Below are 16,675 nucleotides of genomic sequence, written 5' to 3'. Positions count from 1 at the left end.
CCCTCCTGATCGCCGGAGCAGGGCAAAGTCAGCCACCGGCCCAGTCCGCGCCGTCGGTCGGCAGCGCCCTGACCCGCAGCCTGAACTCGGCGCCGCCTGCGGGCGCCCTGGCGCCGCGCCCGATCTCGCCCACCTCGCCCCCGATCACCACCGCACCGCCTCCCGGCCGCGTCGCGCCCATCCCTGCGGCCCCGGTTTCGCCGCCCCCGAGGACCGGGCCCCTGACCCCGCCGGCGGTCGCCAACCCGCCCCGGACACAGCCTCTGGTGACGCCCGCGCCCGTGACGGCCGCGCCGGTAGCCCCGACCCGGGCCCCCGCGCCGACGACCCCGCCTGTATCCGCCGCACCCGGGGTCTCGACGCCCGTTACGGCGACGCCGACGCCGACGCCGCGCCCGACAACGCCTTCGCCGGCCGTCGCTGCGCCCATGCCTCGTCCCGCAGCAGTCGCACCCGCGACGGTTCCGACTCCTCGCGCCATGGTCCCTGCGCCGGCGACAGCAGCGCCTGCGGCGCGCCCGACGGCCCCGGCAGTGGCGGCGCCGATACCGGCGCCGCGCGCTACGCCTCCCGTTGCGGCCGCGCCCGTCGCTGCACCCGCCGCGCTGCCTCCGCCGCCGGTGACGGTGCTGGACGCTCCGGCGATCCGGGCCTTGCCATTCACAGTCGACCTGCCGGCCGGGTTCACGATCACGACGGGTCGGCCGGGTCCGAACTTCAACATCTGGACGATCCGCCGGGGTCAGCAGCCGCTGGTCATGGTCTATGCCGGTCCAGCGTCGCAGTTCCCCATCTACTCGGGCGAGATGGTCGAGGTCGGGGCCCGCGCCTCGGTTGTGGCGACCGAGGACGGCCGTCGGGTCGCACTGGAGCATCTGTTCACCCGCACGACCACCCCGCAGGAGGTTCACGTCTGGATCACCAGTGTGGAAGGTTCCGACCGGACCCTGGCCGAGCAGATCGGCCAGTCTATCGACGTCCGCTAGGCCCGCCTGACCGGCGTATCGGTCGCGCCTAGCCGGACCCCGCGCTTGCCGGCGAAGACGAGGACTTCCTGCCCCTCGGCGGAGGCCCAGCGACGAAGTTGGGCCTCATAGGGCTCACGCCGCCAGTCGTGAGGACGAGCGGCGTCGCATTCGACGATCAGCCGCGCGCCGCCCAGCTCGGAATGAAGGACGAAGCCGGAGGTCGTCGGCTTCCAGCGGTCGTCCAGCGCCTCGGTCAACAGCCACAGGCAGTTGAACACGCGGCAGTCGCTCGGGCGATCCTCGTAGATGGCGCAGCCGGTCGTCTTGCCGAAGTGGCGGCACCAGCGGCCCGCGGGCTTCTCAAGGGCGGTGACACCCATGATCTTGCAGCACAGGCCGCAGTCGCCGCAGGCCTTCATCCGCCCTCGGACCAGACCGCCAGCTCGTTGCCGGACGGATCGCGGAAGTGGAAGCGCCGGCCGCCTGGGAAGTCGAAGATGGGCTTCAGGATGGTGGCGCCGGCCGCCTCGACCCGGGCCAGCATGGCCGGTAGGTCTGTGGCGTAAAGCACGGGGAGGGGGGCTTGCGGCCGCTCGGGATCGGCGTCGAAACCGCCGTCCAGGCCCTCGTTAAAGGCGGCGTAGGTGGGGCCATAGTCCTGGAAGGACCAGCCGAAGGCGGCCTCGTAGAAGGCCTTCGTCTCCGGCAGGCCGGTCGAGGGCAGCTCGAGATAGTCGAGTTTTCCGTCGCTTCGCATGGTCGTAATCCGATTGAAAAAGCCGCCGGGGATCGGCTTGCCACGGCGCGGAAGATGGCGCAATGTTGCGAACGACTCGCAAAAACAGTTGTGACGGTGATCGTTCTGTCGACAGGCCCTGAAGCCCTGATCCGCCTGATGCGGGAGCCGCAAAGGCGTTCCGCGCTGACACCGCCGAAACCTGCGGATCGGGCGGTCAAGCGGTAAGCCAGCCGTTCCGTCGACCGAAGGCCAGCACCAGTTCCGGCCAGACGGCGGCGGGCTTCCCGGTGATCAGGCGGATGCCGAAGCCGTGGCCGCCTTCCTGAAACAGATGGGCCTCCGTCACGACGGCAGAGGCGCGCAGGGCGGCGAGCAGCTGCAGGCTGTTTTCGGGCGGCACGCTGGCGTCGTCCAGGGCGTGGATCAGGACGGTGGGGCCGACGCCGGTCCAGTCCATCCGCTCCAGCGACCAGGCGGCGATCTGCTCGGCCGTGGGCGCGGGGCCTAGCAGATGCTCGCGCGATCCCTTATGGGCGAACGGATCGGCCAGGGTGGCGACGGGGTAGAGCAGGATGTTCAGGTCGGGCCGGTGCGAGACCGCGTCGGCCGCGTCCACGGCCTCGTAGGTCGCGTCGGACCGGGCCGCCAGCAGACCGGCCAGATGGCCCCCGGCCGAGGCCCCCAGACTGGCGATGCGGGCCGGATCGACGCCGTAGTCGGCGGCGTGGGCGCGGATCAGGCGAAGCGCCCTCTGGGCGTCCTGTAACGGTGCGTTCGGCCCCGCGGCCCATCCGTCGGCGGGCAGGCGGTAGCGTAGGACGAAACAGGTGACGCCGGCGGCCGCGAAGACCCGGGCGCAGTCCAGTCCCTCCTTGTCCACCACGGCCCAGCGATAGCCGCCGCCGGGGATCAGCAGCAGGGCCGCTCCGTTCGGCCGCCCGGGCCGCAGGACGGTCAGGATCGGGTCGGTCGTGTACTGGGCGTACCGGTCGTGGAAGGCCGGGTCGGTCGAGCGTTCGGGCACGATCGGGGTGACGGTGACGTTTTCGCCCCCCGGTGCGCCGTTGGGCCACAGACGCACGACTTCCGTCGGATCAGGCGGGGCGATGGCCCCATTTCCGGAGTTCTGGGCCTTCACAGCGCCGGCCGATGCGGCGGTCACAGCCGCCGCGCCGAGTAGGGAACGACGGCTGAGATCGATCATCAGGCCAGTTCGACCGCGAGCGCCACGGCCTCGCCGCCGCCGATGCACAGGCTGGCGACACCTTTCGACTGGCCCCGGGTCTGCAGGGCCGAGATCAATGTGGTCAGGACCCGCGCGCCGGACGCCCCGATCGGGTGGCCCAGGGCCGTGGCACCGCCGTTCACGTTCAGCTTCGCGTGGTCGATGCCCATCTCCTGCATCGCGATCATGGGCACGACGGCGAAGGCCTCGTTGATCTCCCACAGGTCGACGTCGTCCACGGACCAGCCGGCCTTCTTCAGCGCCTTCTGCATGGCGGGGACCGGGGCCGTGGTGAACAGGCCCGGCTCATGGGCGTGGGCGGCGTGGGACACGATCCGGGCGACGACCGGCAGGTTCAGCGCCCGGGCGACGCTCTCGCGGGTCATGACCAGGGCGGCGGCGCCGTCACTGATCGAGGAGGCGTTGGCAGCGGTGATGGTGCCGTCCTTCGAGAAGGCGGGCTTCAGGGTCGGGATCTTCTCCGGCATGGCCTTGCCGGGCTGTTCGTCCTCGGTGACCGAGACGGTCCCCTTGCGGCCCGCGACCTCGACCGGGGTGATCTCGGCCTTGAAGGCGCCGCTCTCGATGGCCTTCAGCGCGCGGCTGAGGCTTTCGAGGGCATAGGCGTCCTGCTGCTCGCGCGTAAACTGATAGGTCGCGGCCGAGTCCTCGGCGAAATTCCCCATCAGCTTGCCGGGCGTATAGGCGTCCTCGAGTCCGTCCATATACATGCTGTCGACGATGACATCGTGGCCGATGCGGGCGCCGCCGCGGTGTTTGTTCATCAGATAGGGGGCGCCGGTCATCGACTCCATGCCGCCCGCAACGATGATGTCGGCGCTGCCCGCCGCAAGGCTGTCAGACGCCATCATCACGGCCTGAAGGCCCGAGCCGCACATCTTGTTGACCGTCGTCGCCTCGACATGCTGGCCGAGCCCCGCGCCGATGGCGGCCTGACGCGCGGGCGCCTGACCGAGGCCGGCGGGCAGGACGCAACCCATGTAGATCTGCTCGATCCGGTCCGGCGACACGCCCGATCGCTCGACCGCCGCCCGGACCGCTGTGGCCCCGAGCTCGGTCGCCTTCACGCCGTTGAAGGCCCCCTGGAAGCCGCCCATGGGCGTGCGGGCGAAGGCGACGATGACGACGGGATCGGACATGGACAGGCTCTCACGGTGACGTGGAGCGGATGTAGCGTTCACTGAAGGGGATTGCGAGGGGAGGGCTCATGGTCGGTGTCACGCCTTGGGGGGAGGCTTCCACTGAAGCCACGGCCACGCACAAAGCGCCGCTCCAGCCAGAGCGAACACCGCCGCGATCAGCCATGCGGCAGCGGCGTTCGTGGCATAGCCTTCCAGCACCTTTGCGAAGACGACCCAGACAAGGCTGGCGCCGAAGGCCGCAATGCCGGCCACGACCGACAGGCCTTTGATCAGAACGCGCCAGCCGTCGCGGTTCAAGATTTCGGCTCCACTATATCCGCCTCTTCAGGGGGCGCACGGCGCACGACGCGGATGAATGGCAGGGTCAGAGCCAGCCCGAAGATGAGCGACAGAAATCCAACGATTGCCGTTCCAAGCGGCCAAGGACCAGCAGGTCCCGCCTCGGGGTCGAACGTCAACCAAAGGCCGATGCCGATCCATGCCGCTCCGAGAAGAGCAACAACGAGACCGGCAATCGCCAACAGGCCGAGTGGCGCAATCACACGCAGAACCCGGCCCGCCGATGGCGTGGCATAGCCGAGAGCTCGGCTATTCAGCCATAGTCTCCAGCCGATCAGGGCTGCGAAGGCCGCGAAGCCGAGGGCGTAGACCCACGACGGCAGCGGCCCCTCATACTGATTGCCGGGGAGAACCGAACCGACCATGGCCAGCAGGACCAGCGGCAAGGCGATCCAGTAGATCACCGTCAGCACGCGCTTGAAGGATCGGGAACGCGTGAACGATTTCATTCCGCGTTCCCGTCCATCCTAGATCACCACCAGCGCTCGGCTCGACCCACACCGCCGGCCGCCTGTTCCAGCGCCGCGCCGACCTGAAGAACGGTCGCCTCATCCAGCGCCTTGCCGATGACCTGAAGCCCCAGCGGCAAGCCGTTGGTATCGATGCCCGCAGGCACCGAAATCCCGGGCAGGCCGGCGAGGTTGGCGGTCACCGTGAAGACGTCGTTGAGGTACATTGTCACCGGATCGATCTGCTTGTCGCCCAGGGCGAAGGCGGCCGAAGGCGTCGACGGCGTCAGGATGGCGTCGACCTGGCCCCAGACCTTGTCGAAATCCTCGGCGATGCGACGGCGGACCTTCAGGGCCCGGACGTAGTAGGCATCGTAGAAGCCGGCCGACAGCACATAGGCCCCGATGACCAGGCGGCGCTGGACCTCCTTACCGAAGCCCTCGGCGCGGCTGGTCTCATAGAGGTCGGTCAGGCTGGTCGCCTTTTCGGCGCGATGGCCGAACCGCATGCCGTCGTAGCGCGCCAGGTTCGACGAGGCCTCGGCCGGGGCCACGATATAGTAGGTCGGCAGGGCGTATTTCGTGTGGGGCAGGGAGATGTCGACGATCTCGCAGCCCGCGTCACGCAGCCAGGCCACGCCCTGGTCCCACAGGGCCTGGATCTCGGCGGGCATGCCGTCGACGACGTATTCGCGCGGCACGCCGATGCGCAGACCCCTGACCGACTGGCCGACGGACGCCGACCAGTCGGGCGTGGGGATGTCGAGGCTGGTCGAATCCTTGACGTCGAAGCTGCACATGGACTGCAGCATCAGGGCCGCGTCCTCGACCGTCTTGGTGATCGGCCCGGCCTGATCCAGCGACGAGGCGAAGGCGACCATGCCGAACCGGCTGGCGCGGCCATAGGTGGGCTTGATTCCGACCGTGCCGGTGAAGGCGGCGGGCTGGCGGATCGAGCCGCCGGTGTCGGATGCCGTCGCAGCCAGGCACAGGTCGGCGGCGACGGCCGACGCGGACCCACCCGAGGAGCCGCCGGGCGTCAGGTCGGCGTTGGAGGTCTTCGACTTCCACGGGTTCACGACCGGACCGAAGGCCGAGGTCTCGTTGGACGAGCCCATGGCGAACTCGTCCATGTTGAGCTTGCCCAGCATGACCGCCCCGTCGCGCCAAAGATTGGCGGTCACCGTCGATTCATAGGGCGGGACAAAGCCCCGCAGCATGTTGGAGCCGGCGGTCGTCTGCACACCCTCGGTGCAGAACAGGTCCTTGATGCCCAGGGGCGCGCCTTCGAGGGGGCCGGCGGTTCCGGCGGCGATACGGGCGTCTGAGGCTTTCGCCATCTCGATCGCCTTCTCCGGCGTCGTCACGACATAGGCGTTCAGGGTCGGGTTGGCGGCCTCGATGTTCGAGACGAAGGCGCGGGTGATCTCTTCCGAAGAGAAGGCCTTGGCCTTGAGGCCGTCGACGGCGGCCTTCAGGGTCAGTTGGGTCAGGTCGCTCATGACTATTCGACCACCTTGGGCACGACGTAGAAGCCGTCCGCGGACTGCGGCGCGTTCGACAGCACAGCCTCGACTCTGGCGCCATCGGTGACGACGTCGTCACGGAGACGCAGGGGCTGGGCGACGTTCGAGGTCATCGGCTCCACACCGGCCACATCGACCTCATTCAGTTGGTCGATCCAGGCCATGATGCCGTTCAGTTCACCGGCCAGCGGCTCCAGCCGGTCTTCGGCGGTCTTGATGCGGGCGAGGTGCGCGACCTTCCTCACCGTCTCTGCGTCGATGGCCATCCGGCCCTCCGATAGTCTCAGTGCAAGCGGGCGGGATTAGCCGCCCGTGCCGCGCTGCACAAGGACCGCAGGGCTTACCGTGCGGGCGTGACGGCGACATTGGTCGGAGGCGAACCGTCGTCCCCGGGCGTCCAGGTCACGATCACCTTGCGGTGGTGGCTGCCGAGCTCGCCCGTGGCCTCGTCGAACGTGGTCTCGTGAATGTCCAGATCGACCCTGCCGATCTCCGAGGCCAGGACGGTATAGTCCAGGATGTTGCCGAGATTGTAGATCACCCAGCCGTCGCCCGGCGAGGTGAAGAACGCGATGTAGGTGTACAGGCCGTTCGCGGCCGGATCGCCGCCGGCCGTCCCGAACAATTTGGCCCCTCCCGCGGCCACCCAGTCGATCCGGACCACGCTGGCGGCGGACATCAGGCTTTCGTCCGTCTCCGGCTCTGCGGTCAGCGTCTCGGCTGGGCCCGAGGCGGTCAGGGGTTCCGCCTGGGGCGGCGTAGCGGCCGCGGGATCGGCCGCAGCGGGCGCCTTCGACACGGCGTCGCAGGCGCTGAGCGAAAGCCCTGCCGCCACGACACCCGCCAGGATTTGAACGCGCACCGACATTCTGAGCCTCCCAATTCAGCGATTGCTCACCCTCGCCTTTGACAGTCGCAATGGCAACGCCTACCGCCCACGAATGCCTGTTGTGGATCTCGTCGACCTGCCTGAAGCCTGCCCGCCGGACACGGCGTGGATGGGGCTGGACCTCGGAGAGGCCACCATCGGCGTGGCCGTTTCGGACACGACCCGGCTGATCGCCAGCCCGCTTCAGCTGATCCGGAAATCGAAATTCACCCTGGAGGCCCAGGCCCTGTTCAAGCTGATGGACGCCCGCAAGGTCACGGGCCTCGTGATCGGCCTGCCGGTCAATATGGACGGGACGGAAGGGCCGCGCGCCCAGTCGTGCCGTGCCTTTGCGAGGAATCTGGACAGGCTTCGGCCCACCAGCGTCGCCTTCTGGGACGAGCGGTTGTCGACCAGCGCGGTCGAGCGGTTCCTGATCGACGAGCTGGATCTCTCGCGAAAGCGCCGGGCAGGCGTGGTCGACCGGACCGCGGCCGCCTGGATATTGCAGGGCGCGCTGGACCGCGTCCGTGATCAGAAGAGCTGGATATGACCGCCCTGTTCGCCGGGGTCGTCCCGGTCTTCATCCTGATCGCGCTGGGCTATGTGCTGAGGAAGTCCGACTTCCTGCCGGATGCGACCTGGCGGCCGATCGAGAAACTGTCGATCAATCTGCTCTACCCGGGCTTCCTGGTCCCGGCGATCTGGAACGCGGACATCTCCGGCGGCGGCGCCAGCGCGGCGGGTGCGGCGGCGGTCAGTTCGGTGGCGATCATCGCAGCGGCGACCTTGCTGGTCCGGCCTCTGCTGAAGCTTGACGGGCCGGCCTATACGTCGGTGTTTCAGGGGGTGATCCGCTGGAACAGCTTCGTCTTCCTTCCGGTGATCCAGGCCGTCTATGGCCCCGACGGCCTGGCGCTGGCGGCGGTCGTGATCGCGGCCATGATCCCGGTGACGAACATCCTGTGCGTGATCGTTCTGGAACACTGGGGAGCCGACCGGCGGGATATCTCGCCGTGGTCTCTGGCCCAGGCGATCCTGTCCAACCCGATCCTGCTGGCCTGTCTGATCGGCCTCGCGTTGAACCTCGCCCATGTGCCGCGGATCCCCGGGATATCCCAGACCCTGGAGTTGCTGGGCGGCGCCGCCCTGCCGCTGGGGCTGATCGTAGCCGGGGCCGGCCTGAGCTTCGCCGAGGTCGCGCGCCGCCGGGTCACCATCACGGGCGTGTCCTTCGTCAAGCTGGTCATCACGCCGATCCTGATGTGGGGGCTGTGCCGTCTGTACGGCGGGGACGAGACGGCCCAGGGAATCGCCCTGCTGTGCGGCGCCGCTCCGGGCGCGGCGGCGTCCTACATCCTGGCGCGTCAGATGGGCGGGGATGCGCCGCTGATGGCCGGAATCGTGGCCCTGACGACGGTCGGCAGCGCACTGGGCATTCCCCTGCTTCTGGCCCTCTTCCATCTGGCGTGACCGGGACGTATAGCCGGGCTTTGATGACCCAGACTGATGCAGCCGCCGACCTGATCGCCGACCGGCTGGTCCCGTTCCCGAAACCCCATTTCCTGGCCTCGGCGGATCTGAACCCGCCGTTCGTGCTGAGCCTGCTCGATCTGGCGGACGGGTTCGTCGATCTGAACCGGCAGTCGACGAAGCAGCTCGACCTGCTGCGAGGCCGCACGGTCATGAACCTGTTCTTCGAGAACTCGACGCGGACCAGTTCCTCGTTCGAGATCGCGGCCAAGCGTCTGGGCGCCGATGTGGTGACCATGCCGGTGCAGGCCAGTTCGGTGAAGAAGGGCGAGACCCTGATCGACACGGCGGTCACCCTGAACGCGATGAAGCCCGACATTCTGGTGGTGCGGCACGGGGCCTCGGGGGCGGCGGCCCTTCTGTCCCAGAAGGTCGGCTGCGCGGTGGTCAACGCCGGTGACGGCCGCCACGAACACCCGACCCAGGCCCTTCTGGACCTGCTGAGCCTGCGTCGCGCCTTCGGCGAGGTGGGCGGGCTGACCGTCGCCATCTGCGGCGACATCGCCCATAGCCGGGTGGCGCGGTCCAATGTCGCCCTCCTGTCGATGATGGGCGCGCGGGTGCGTCTGATCGGGCCTCCGACCCTGGTGCCCGGCGACGCCGACCGCTGGGGCTGCGAGGTCTTCCACGACATGCGCGAGGGGCTGGCCGGCTGCGACGTGGTCATGATGCTGAGGCTGCAGCTGGAGCGGATGGACGGGGCCCTGGTCCCGTCGACGCGCGAATATTTCCGCTTCTGGGGTCTGGACCGCGAGAAGCTGGCCTGGGCCGCACCGGGCGCGAGGGTCATGCACCCCGGGCCGATGAACCGGGGCGTAGAGATCGATTCCGACGTGGCTGACGACCTGTCCGTGTCCCTGATCCAGGACCAGGTCGAGATGGGTGTCGCGGCGCGCATGGCCGTCCTGGCCTCGCTGTCCGCCCGTCTGGAGGGCGCGGCATGAGTTCCAGGGCCATCATCAACGCCCGTCTGCTGGACCCGGCGACCGACTACGACGGCCCCGGCTCGGTGGTCATCGAGGACGGTGTCATCACCCGGGTCGAGCGGGGTTCGGTCGCGGTTTCGGCCACAGAGATCCTCGACGCGCGCGGTCTGTGCCTGTCGCCTGGCCTGATCGACATCCGCGTCCGCACCGGCGAGCCGGGCGCGGAGCCCAAGGAGACGCTGAAGTCGGCCAGCCTGTCCGCAGCGGCGGGCGGGGTCACGACCGTGGTCATCCAGCCCGACACCGACCCGGCTGTGGATGATCCGGCAATGGTTGATTTTATCCAGAGGCGGGGCGCGGCCCTCAACCTGGTCAACGTCCGCGCGGCGGGCGCCGCCACGAGGGCGCGCGACGGCAAGCGGATGGCCGAGATCGGCCTGATGCATGAGGCCGGCGCCCTGTATTTCACCGATGGCGACCATGTCATCGCCGACAGTCGTGTGCTGCAGCGGGTGATGGCCTATGCCACGGCTTTCAATGCCTTGATCGCCTGCCGCCCGGCCGATCCGTGGCTGAGCGAAGGCGCCGTGGCCACCTCGGGCGAGCTGGCGACCCGTCTGGGACTGTCGGGCGCGCCGGCCATCGCCGAACGCATCCAGCTGGAGCGCGACCTCGCCCTCGTCGAACAGACGGGCGTGCGGTTCCTTGTGGATCAAATCTCGACCGAAGCGGCGCTGGAGGTGCTGGCGCGGGCGCGGGGCAGGGGGCTTGAGGTCGCGGCCTCGGTCTCGATCAACCACCTGTGCTTCAACGAGATCGACATCGGCGACTACCGCACCTTCTTCCGGCTTGAGCCGCCGCTGCGGCCCGAGAGCGACCGTCGGGCCCTGATCGAGGCGGTGCGCGATGGGTTGATCGAGGCGATCACCTCGGCCCACACGCCCGCCCCCGCCGAGGACAAGCGCCGCCCCTTCGCCGAGGCCGCGCCGGGCGCCGTGGGTCTGGAGACCCTGCTGCCCGCCGCCCTGGGCCTGCATCACGAGGAGGGGCTGGACATTCTCGACGTGCTGCGGCCCCTCACCCACGGCCCGGCGACCCTGCTCGGGCTGGAGGCCGGCGTGCTGGAGGCCGGAGCCCCGGCGGACCTGATCGTGTTCGATCCCGGCGCGCCGGTGATCGTCGATGCTGCGGCGCTTCGGTCCAAGTCCAAGAACTCGCCATTCGACGGCCGCAGACTTCAGGGGCGGGTGGAGATGACGATCGTCGGCGGGCGGGTCGTGTTCGAGCACTAGGCTCGCGCGGTGAAAGTGGGGTTTCGTCCGTCTGTCCGGACGAAAAACACCCTGACGAAACGGACGAAACGGACGAAATCGCCGCTGTTCGCTCTCTCCGCGAACCGTGATTGGGAATTATAGGGCCGCGGCGAACCAGGGCGCGCAATTCGCGGTGCGGATCCCGCTGTGATTGACCAGATCGGGATTTCAGCGTCGCACAGAAAAATTTATGCGACCTGATTCGGCCCCTGACTCCGCTCTATCCTCCGTGCACCCTGGCGAAGGGCGGAGAGCACGGCGCGGGATTCAGGGCTTCTGCTCCAGCGCATAGAGGGCTTCCGCCATCTCGTCGGCCTTGGCCGCGATCAACGCCTGGGCGTCGTAGATCGCGCGATTGTAGACGGCGTGGCCGAGGGTGTTGGCGAAAAAGTCCATCAGCATCGATGCCTGCAGGTCGCCGATCTCCTGATCCAGTTCGTCGCGCACGAAGGCCTTGATGCGCGGGATCAGGTCGCGCTGCTCTTCCTTCGAGAAGACGATCGGCTTCATGTCGCGGGGCGGATCGACACCTGAACCTTGTCCCAGGTTTCCGACGTCGTCTGGATCGAGGCCTCGCTGTCCCGAGACAGAATGATGCTCGGTCTCGACTCGACCACCCGTTGTTGCCCGTCCTCTCGGGAGAGCTCGGTTTCCAGCAGAAGCCGTCCGTCATCGGTCGACGTCAGGGTTGCGTCGATCCGAAATCCGCCATTGACTGTCAGTTGGGCCATGCCGCCGACACGCATTCGGACTGATGGCGAGAACGGCTCACACCCTTCCTCCGTCAGGACAAAGTCGATCGTGTAGGCTCGATCCGGTTCGGCGCGGGCTCCCGAGGGCGTCAAGGCAAGGGCGGCCAGAAGGACGAAAAGCGTGTTGCGCATGGGGCGGTCTCCCGTATGACGGGAGACTAGCACCCCTTCGGCTGCTGTCACGCGATCTCGGCCAACGCTTCCTCGGCGGCCATCCAGGCGGCTTCGGCGGCATCAAGATCGGACTGGGACTTCGCCCGCGCACGGGTCAGGCCTTCCAGCGCCCTCGGGTTCGAGACGGCGGCGTTGGCCAGGTCGTCGTCGATGCGGGAAATCTCGGCGGTCAGGGCTGTGACGCGCTCCTCGGCCTTCTTGACCGCATGGCGAAGCGTGGAGGGCGAAGGCCCGCCCTTTTTGTTGGCCCTATCGCTCGCGCCGCGGGCGCTCGCTGCTTGAGGGCCGGAGTTGTTCGCGGCGGCGACCGCTGCCTCTTCCTTCTTCACCTGTGTGGGCTTCACCGCCGCCTGTTTGGCGCGGTCGAGGACGAACCGGGCGTAGTCGTCCATATCGCCGTCGAAGGGCTTCACTGTGCCGTCGGCGGCCAGCCACAGGCGGTCGGCGACCATCTCCATCAGCGAGCGGTCGTGGGTGATCAGGATGACCGCGCCCGTGTAGTCGTTCAGGGCGTCGAGCAGGGCCCGGCGGCTGTCGATGTCCAGGTGGTTGGTCGGTTCGTCGAGGATCAGGACGTGGGGCGCCTCCATGGCCACCATGTTCAGCAGCAGGCGCGCGCGCTCGCCGCCGGACAGGCTGTCGACCGTGGTTTCCTGCTTCTCGTAGTTCAGGCCGAACTGGGCCAGTTTGGAGCGGCGCGCGCTTTCGGGCGCATCCGGCATGGCGCGACGGATGATCTCCAGCGGCGTGTCGGTCGGGTCCATCGCCTCGATCTGGTGCTGGTGGAACCAGCCCACCCGCATCTTCTTGTCGCGATGCAGCACGCCCTCGAAGACGTTCAGGGCGCCCGCGATCATCTTGGCGAAGGTCGACTTGCCCGCGCCGTTGACGCCCAGCAGGCCGATACGGTCGTCCAGGTCCATCCGCAGGTTCAGATTGCGCAGGATCGGCCGGCCCGGCTCATAGCCGACATTGGCGCGCTCCAGCCGGATCAGCGGCGGCGCCAGGGGACGCGGCGGCGAGGGCAGGGTGAAGGGGGCGACCCGTTCCTCGATCGTGGTGGCGACCGGCTGCATCTTCTCCAGACGCTTCATGCGCGACTGGGCCTGGGCGGCCTTGGAGGCCTTGGCCTTGAACCTGTCGACGAAGGACTGGAGGTGGGCGCGCTCCGCGTCCTGCTTGGCCTTGGCCGACAATTGCAGGCGGGCCTTCTCGGCCCGCGCCTTTTCGAACTGGTCGTAGTTGCCGGTGTAGATTTCCAGCTTGCGGTTCGCGAGGTGCAGGATGTGGGTGCAGACCTCGTTCAGCATCTCCCGGTCGTGGGAGATGATCAGGGCCGTCGCCGGGTATTTCTTGAGCCGCGCCTCGAGCCAGAGAGCGCCTTCCAGGTCGAGGTAGTTGGTCGGTTCGTCGAGCAGCAGCATGTCGGGCTGGGCGAACAGGGCGGCGGCCAGGGCCACCCGCATGCGCCAGCCGCCCGAGAACTCCGACATCGGTCGCTGCTGGTTCTCGTGGTCGAAGCCGAGACCGGCCAGAATTTCGGCGGCGCGGGCGGGGGCGCCGTCGGCGTCGATTTCGATCAGGCGCGACCAGATCTCGCCCATCTCCTCGGGCTCTGCGGTCTCAAGACGGCCCAGCAGGTCGTGGCGTTCGGTGTCGGCCTCCAGAATCGTCTCGACCACGCTGACGGGGGTGGCCGGGTGCTCCTGATCGACCGAGCCGATGCGGGCCGTCTTCGGCAGGGACACTTCGTCGCCGTTGCCGGCCAGCTCGCCGAGGATGATCTTGAACAGGGTCGATTTGCCGATGCCGTTGCGACCGACAAGCCCGACCTTGGAGCCGGGCGGCAGGCTGACCGAGGCGTCGTCCAGAAACTGGCGACCCCAGGCGTTGAACGTCAGGTTGGTGATCTGGAGCATGGCGAAGACAAACGTCCGAAGGGCGAAAATCCGCTCCTCAAGCAGCTTGTCGCCGCGCGGAGAGCGATAGGAGCCAACATCATGTTGGAAACCGGGGAGGCGGCGTCTATAAGCCCGCGACCTTCAAACTCCCAACAAGAAGTCTCCTCATGACCGACCGTACCTTCTCGATCATCAAGCCCGACGCCACGCGCCGCAACCTGACCGGCGCCATCAACGCCGTGATCGAAGGCGCCGGCCTTCGTATCGTGGCCCAGCGCCGCATCAAGCTGACCGAGGCCCAGGCGAAGAAATTCTACGAAGTCCACGCCGAGCGTCCCTTCTACGGCGAACTGGTCGGCCAGATGATCGCCGAGCCGGTCGTCGTCCAGGTGCTGGAAGCCGAAGGCGCCGTCGCCAAATACCGCGAAGTCATGGGCGCCACGAACCCGGAACAGGCCGCTGACGGCACGATCCGCAAGCTGTTCGCCCTGTCGATCGGCGAGAACTCGGTCCACGGTTCGGACTCCGAAGAGAACGCCGCGATCGAGATCGCCCAGTTCTTCACCGACGCCGACATCGTCGGCTAACGCTCAGGACGCGCGCGACCGCGTCGTCCGCGGTAGCGCCGCAAAGAAGAAAGGCCCCGGATCGCTCCGGGGCCTTTTTCGTACCTACCAGATCCGGGCCCGGGCTTCGGGGGCCAGATACTGTTCGTCGCCGGGCTCCACGCCGAAGGCGGCGTACCAGGCGTCGATGTTCCGGGGCGGAACGGCGGCGCGGTACATGGCCGGGGCGTGCGGGTCCGTCGTGACCTGCTGGCGCAAATAGGCGTCGCGGCTGTTGGTCCGCCACACCTGGGCCCAGCCGAGGAAGACGCGCTGGTCGCCGGTGAGGCCGTTGATCACCGGGGCCGGCTGGCCGTTCAGCGACATGTGATAGGCGTCCAGCGCCATCAGCAGGCCGCCGAGGTCGGCGATGTTCTCGCCCATGGTCAGGTCGCCGTTGACGTTGGCGCCTTCCACCGGCGACAGGGCCGAATACTGGGCGCCGAGGACCGCGGCCCGCTCCTCGAACTTGGCGGCGTCCTCGGCGGTCCACCAGTCCCGCAGAACGCCGTCGCCGTCGGTCTTGCGGCCCTGGTCGTCGAAGCCGTGGGTGATCTCGTGGCCGATGACGGCGCCGATGCCGCCGTAGTTGACCGCCGGATCGGCGCGCGGATCGAAGAAGGGCGCCTGCAGGATGGCGGCCGGGAAGACGATCTCGTTGCGCGGCGGGTTGTAGTAGGCGTTCACCGTCTGGGGCGTCATGCCCCATTCCAGCGGGTTCACCGGGCGGTCCAGCTTGGACAGGGCGAACTCCCACTCGAAGGCCGACGAGCGTTCGACGTTGCCGTACAGATCGCCGGCCACGAGGTTCAGCCCGTCATAGGAGCGCCATTCGTCAGGATAGCCGATCTTCACCCCGAAACGGCTCATCTTGTAGAGGGCCTGCTCCTTGGTCTCCGGGCTCATCCAGTCGAGGTTCTGGATCCGGACGGTCATGGCGGCGCGCAGGTTGGCGACCAGGTCCTCCATCTGGGCCTTGGACTCGGCCGGGAAGTGACGGGCGACATATTCGCGACCCAGAGACTCGCCCAACGATCCCTCGACCAGGGTGACGCCGCGCTTCCAGCGGGGCTGGATCTCCTGCTGGCCGCTCAGGGTCTTGCCGAAGAATTCGAAGCGGGCCTCGACGAAGGGCTGCGACAGATAGGGGGCGGCCTGGTCGATGACGTGGAAGGCTTCCCATGACTGCAGGGTCGAGATCGGAGTCTCGGCGAAGATGCGGGCCATAGCGGGGAAGGCGGTGTTGTTGGCCGCGATCAGGGTGCGGTCCGTGCCGAGGCCCGCGGCGGTCGCCCAGGCGGCCCAGTCGAAGCCGGGCGCGGCCGTGGCCAGTTCGGCCACGGTCATCGGATTGTAGATCTTGTCGATCTGGCGGTTTTCGACCTGGGTCCAGTGTTCCTGGGCGATCGCGGTCTCGAAGGCGAGGATGGCGTCGGCGGCGGCCGCCGGCTCGGGCCAGCCGGCCAGGGTCAGGGCCTGCTCGACATAGATGCGGTAGGCGGCCTTCTGGGCCGCAAACCGGTCTTCCAGATAGTAGTCGCGATCGGGCATGCCGATGCCGCCCTGGACCACATAGGCCGAGGTGCGATCCGGGGTGCGCAGATCCTCGAAGGTCTGGACGCCGAAGAGGCTGGAGCCGAAGCCGTACTGGGTCCGCCCCATCAGGGTCGCCAGCTTCTCGCGGGTGTCGGCGGCCCGGACCTCGGCCAGATCGGCCTGCAGCGGCGAGGCGCCCAGGGCGTTGATCGCGGCCTCATCGAGGAAGCTGGAATACATCGAGCCGATGCGCGCGGCGTCGGCGCTGGCGCCCGGGTTGGCCGCGCTCTCATCGATGATGGTGCGCAGGTTGGCGTCGGAACGGTCCCGCAACACGGTGAACATGCCGTAGGAGGCCTTGTCGGCGGGGATGGGCGTGTTGGCCAGATAGGTCCCGCTGGCGTAGCGGTTGAAGTCCTGACCGGGGCGGATCGAGGTGTCCATGCCGTTCAGGTCGAAGCCGAAGACGCCGATCTCGGCCTGATCCTCGGACGGGATCTCGACCGGGAGGGGCGCGGTCTGGGCCAGAACCGGCGAGGCGAGCATGAGGGCGGCGCCGGCGGCGCAGGCCATGAGGCGAAGTCTGGACATGAAGGATCCCTGTCTGAATTCCGCGGACACTGACTCCGGCTCGCCCGGTTGTCGCGGGCAAAGCGCG

General features: G+C 68.2%; 20 protein-coding genes. 6 read left to right on the top strand and 14 right to left on the bottom strand.

From position 1 onward, the window contains the following. Window positions 1-28: 28 nt before the first annotated feature. Window positions 29-664, bottom strand: a complete 636-nt coding sequence (locus tag Q0044_RS08715; protein ID WP_298161510.1) for a hypothetical protein — start codon at window positions 662-664, stop codon at window positions 29-31. On the opposite strand from Q0044_RS08715, the gene Q0044_RS08710 reads away from it, so the two are divergent. Next, complete coding sequence (locus Q0044_RS08710) at window positions 654-986, top strand: hypothetical protein (protein ID WP_298161508.1); 333 nt, start codon at window positions 654-656, stop codon at window positions 984-986. The genes Q0044_RS08715 and Q0044_RS08710 overlap by 11 nt on opposite strands. Here the strand turns inward: Q0044_RS08710 and Q0044_RS08705 are convergent. The 9 genes from Q0044_RS08705 to Q0044_RS08665 form a co-directional block, all read right to left on the bottom strand. Next, complete coding sequence (locus Q0044_RS08705) at window positions 983-1,387, bottom strand: YkgJ family cysteine cluster protein (protein WP_298161506.1); 405 nt, start codon at window positions 1,385-1,387, stop codon at window positions 983-985. The two genes, Q0044_RS08710 and Q0044_RS08705, sit on opposite strands and share 4 nt — an antisense overlap. Further along, window positions 1,384-1,725, bottom strand: a complete 342-nt coding sequence (locus Q0044_RS08700; RefSeq protein WP_298161505.1) for a VOC family protein — start codon at window positions 1,723-1,725, stop codon at window positions 1,384-1,386. Before Q0044_RS08700 ends, Q0044_RS08705 begins: the two co-directional genes overlap by 4 nt. Before the next feature lie 196 nt (window positions 1,726-1,921). Next, window positions 1,922-2,911, bottom strand: a complete 990-nt coding sequence (locus Q0044_RS08695; RefSeq protein ID WP_298161504.1) for an alpha/beta hydrolase — start codon at window positions 2,909-2,911, stop codon at window positions 1,922-1,924. After that, on the bottom strand, window positions 2,911-4,098 hold the full coding sequence (locus Q0044_RS08690; RefSeq protein ID WP_298161702.1) for a thiolase family protein: 1,188 nt from the start codon (window positions 4,096-4,098) through the stop codon (window positions 2,911-2,913). Before Q0044_RS08690 ends, Q0044_RS08695 begins: the two co-directional genes overlap by 1 nt. A 72-nt stretch (window positions 4,099-4,170) precedes the next feature. Further along, window positions 4,171-4,392 carry a hypothetical protein gene (locus Q0044_RS08685; protein WP_298161503.1) on the bottom strand — a complete coding sequence of 74 codons (222 nt, stop codon included), beginning with the start codon at window positions 4,390-4,392 and terminating at the stop codon, window positions 4,171-4,173. Next, window positions 4,389-4,883: a hypothetical protein gene (locus Q0044_RS08680; RefSeq protein ID WP_298161502.1), complete on the bottom strand. Its 495-nt coding sequence runs from the start codon at window positions 4,881-4,883 to the stop codon at window positions 4,389-4,391. Before Q0044_RS08680 ends, Q0044_RS08685 begins: the two co-directional genes overlap by 4 nt. 23 nt (window positions 4,884-4,906) lie before the next feature. Next, window positions 4,907-6,385, bottom strand: coding sequence for an Asp-tRNA(Asn)/Glu-tRNA(Gln) amidotransferase subunit GatA (gene gatA / locus Q0044_RS08675; protein ID WP_298161501.1), 1,479 nt, complete (start codon window positions 6,383-6,385; stop codon window positions 4,907-4,909). Between the two features lie 2 nt (window positions 6,386-6,387). Beyond that, on the bottom strand, window positions 6,388-6,675 hold the full coding sequence (gatC, locus tag Q0044_RS08670) for an Asp-tRNA(Asn)/Glu-tRNA(Gln) amidotransferase subunit GatC (protein ID WP_298161500.1): 288 nt from the start codon (window positions 6,673-6,675) through the stop codon (window positions 6,388-6,390). Window positions 6,676-6,749: 74 nt separating this feature from the next. Continuing rightward, entirely contained in the window at window positions 6,750-7,277 is a 528-nt protein-coding gene (locus tag Q0044_RS08665) for a hypothetical protein (RefSeq protein ID WP_298161499.1), read from the bottom strand. 73 nt (window positions 7,278-7,350) lie between these two features. On the opposite strand from Q0044_RS08665, the gene ruvX reads away from it, so the two are divergent. The 4 genes from ruvX to Q0044_RS08645 are packed head-to-tail and all read left to right on the top strand — an operon-like array spanning window position 7,351 to window position 11,028. Then, window positions 7,351-7,830 (top strand): Holliday junction resolvase RuvX, encoded by a 480-nt coding sequence (gene ruvX / locus Q0044_RS08660; RefSeq protein WP_298161498.1) that lies wholly within the window; start codon window positions 7,351-7,353, stop codon window positions 7,828-7,830. Next, on the top strand, window positions 7,827-8,750 hold the full coding sequence (locus Q0044_RS08655) for an AEC family transporter (RefSeq protein WP_298161497.1): 924 nt from the start codon (window positions 7,827-7,829) through the stop codon (window positions 8,748-8,750). The genes ruvX and Q0044_RS08655 overlap by 4 nt, the downstream gene beginning before the upstream one ends. A gap of 23 nt (window positions 8,751-8,773) precedes the next feature. Beyond that, window positions 8,774-9,754 (top strand): aspartate carbamoyltransferase catalytic subunit, encoded by a 981-nt coding sequence (locus Q0044_RS08650; protein WP_298161496.1) that lies wholly within the window; start codon window positions 8,774-8,776, stop codon window positions 9,752-9,754. Beyond that, window positions 9,751-11,028 (top strand): dihydroorotase, encoded by a 1,278-nt coding sequence (locus tag Q0044_RS08645; RefSeq protein WP_298161494.1) that lies wholly within the window; start codon window positions 9,751-9,753, stop codon window positions 11,026-11,028. Before Q0044_RS08650 ends, Q0044_RS08645 begins: the two co-directional genes overlap by 4 nt. Window positions 11,029-11,316: 288 nt before the next feature. Here the strand turns inward: Q0044_RS08645 and Q0044_RS08640 are convergent, their stop codons facing one another. From Q0044_RS08640 to Q0044_RS08630, 3 genes are read right to left on the bottom strand one after another with little or no spacing between them, the layout of a single operon-like run. Then, a complete protein-coding gene (locus Q0044_RS08640; RefSeq protein WP_298161493.1) occupies window positions 11,317-11,559 on the bottom strand; it encodes a DUF2164 domain-containing protein in 243 nt (80 codons plus the stop codon). Further along, window positions 11,556-11,984 (bottom strand): hypothetical protein, encoded by a 429-nt coding sequence (locus Q0044_RS08635; protein ID WP_298161492.1) that lies wholly within the window; start codon window positions 11,982-11,984, stop codon window positions 11,556-11,558. The genes Q0044_RS08640 and Q0044_RS08635 overlap by 4 nt, the downstream gene beginning before the upstream one ends. Continuing rightward, on the bottom strand, window positions 11,981-13,894 hold the full coding sequence (locus Q0044_RS08630; protein WP_298161490.1) for an ABC-F family ATP-binding cassette domain-containing protein: 1,914 nt from the start codon (window positions 13,892-13,894) through the stop codon (window positions 11,981-11,983). The genes Q0044_RS08635 and Q0044_RS08630 overlap by 4 nt, the downstream gene beginning before the upstream one ends. A 149-nt stretch (window positions 13,895-14,043) precedes the next feature. Between Q0044_RS08630 and ndk the strand changes: the two genes are divergently transcribed. After that, complete coding sequence (ndk, locus tag Q0044_RS08625; protein ID WP_298161489.1) at window positions 14,044-14,463, top strand: nucleoside-diphosphate kinase; 420 nt, start codon at window positions 14,044-14,046, stop codon at window positions 14,461-14,463. Window positions 14,464-14,547: 84 nt separating this feature from the next. Here the strand turns inward: ndk and Q0044_RS08620 are convergent, their stop codons facing one another. Beyond that, entirely contained in the window at window positions 14,548-16,608 is a 2,061-nt protein-coding gene (locus Q0044_RS08620) for a M13 family metallopeptidase (protein ID WP_298161488.1), read from the bottom strand. Between the last annotated feature and the right edge of the window lie 67 nt (window positions 16,609-16,675).

Source organism: Brevundimonas sp., assembly GCF_027484365.1.
GTDB lineage: Bacteria > Pseudomonadota > Alphaproteobacteria > Caulobacterales > Caulobacteraceae > Brevundimonas.
This window is presented reverse-complemented; position numbering and strand designations above follow the sequence as displayed.

Excerpts from the sequence above, each read along its gene's own strand:
- Q0044_RS08705 (WP_298161506.1), bottom strand. The coding sequence starts at position 1,387 with ATGAAGGCCTGCGGCGACTGCGGCCTGTGCTGCAAGATCATGGGTGTC.
- Q0044_RS08700 (WP_298161505.1), bottom strand. The coding sequence starts at position 1,725 with ATGCGAAGCGACGGAAAACTCGACTATCTCGAGCTGCCCTCGACCGGC.
- Q0044_RS08695 (WP_298161504.1), bottom strand. The coding sequence starts at position 2,911 with ATGATCGATCTCAGCCGTCGTTCCCTACTCGGCGCGGCGGCTGTGACC.
- Q0044_RS08680 (WP_298161502.1), bottom strand. The coding sequence starts at position 4,883 with ATGAAATCGTTCACGCGTTCCCGATCCTTCAAGCGCGTGCTGACGGTG.
- gatA (WP_298161501.1), bottom strand. The coding sequence starts at position 6,385 with ATGAGCGACCTGACCCAACTGACCCTGAAGGCCGCCGTCGACGGCCTC.
- gatC (WP_298161500.1), bottom strand. The coding sequence starts at position 6,675 with ATGGCCATCGACGCAGAGACGGTGAGGAAGGTCGCGCACCTCGCCCGC.
- Q0044_RS08665 (WP_298161499.1), bottom strand. The coding sequence starts at position 7,277 with ATGTCGGTGCGCGTTCAAATCCTGGCGGGTGTCGTGGCGGCAGGGCTT.
- ruvX (WP_298161498.1), top strand. The coding sequence starts at position 7,351 with ATGCCTGTTGTGGATCTCGTCGACCTGCCTGAAGCCTGCCCGCCGGAC.
- Q0044_RS08655 (WP_298161497.1), top strand. The coding sequence starts at position 7,827 with ATGACCGCCCTGTTCGCCGGGGTCGTCCCGGTCTTCATCCTGATCGCG.
- Q0044_RS08650 (WP_298161496.1), top strand. The coding sequence starts at position 8,774 with ATGACCCAGACTGATGCAGCCGCCGACCTGATCGCCGACCGGCTGGTC.
- Q0044_RS08645 (WP_298161494.1), top strand. The coding sequence starts at position 9,751 with ATGAGTTCCAGGGCCATCATCAACGCCCGTCTGCTGGACCCGGCGACC.
- Q0044_RS08640 (WP_298161493.1), bottom strand. The coding sequence starts at position 11,559 with ATGAAGCCGATCGTCTTCTCGAAGGAAGAGCAGCGCGACCTGATCCCG.
- Q0044_RS08630 (WP_298161490.1), bottom strand. The coding sequence starts at position 13,894 with ATGCTCCAGATCACCAACCTGACGTTCAACGCCTGGGGTCGCCAGTTT.
- ndk (WP_298161489.1), top strand. The coding sequence starts at position 14,044 with ATGACCGACCGTACCTTCTCGATCATCAAGCCCGACGCCACGCGCCGC.
- Q0044_RS08620 (WP_298161488.1), bottom strand. The coding sequence starts at position 16,608 with ATGTCCAGACTTCGCCTCATGGCCTGCGCCGCCGGCGCCGCCCTCATG.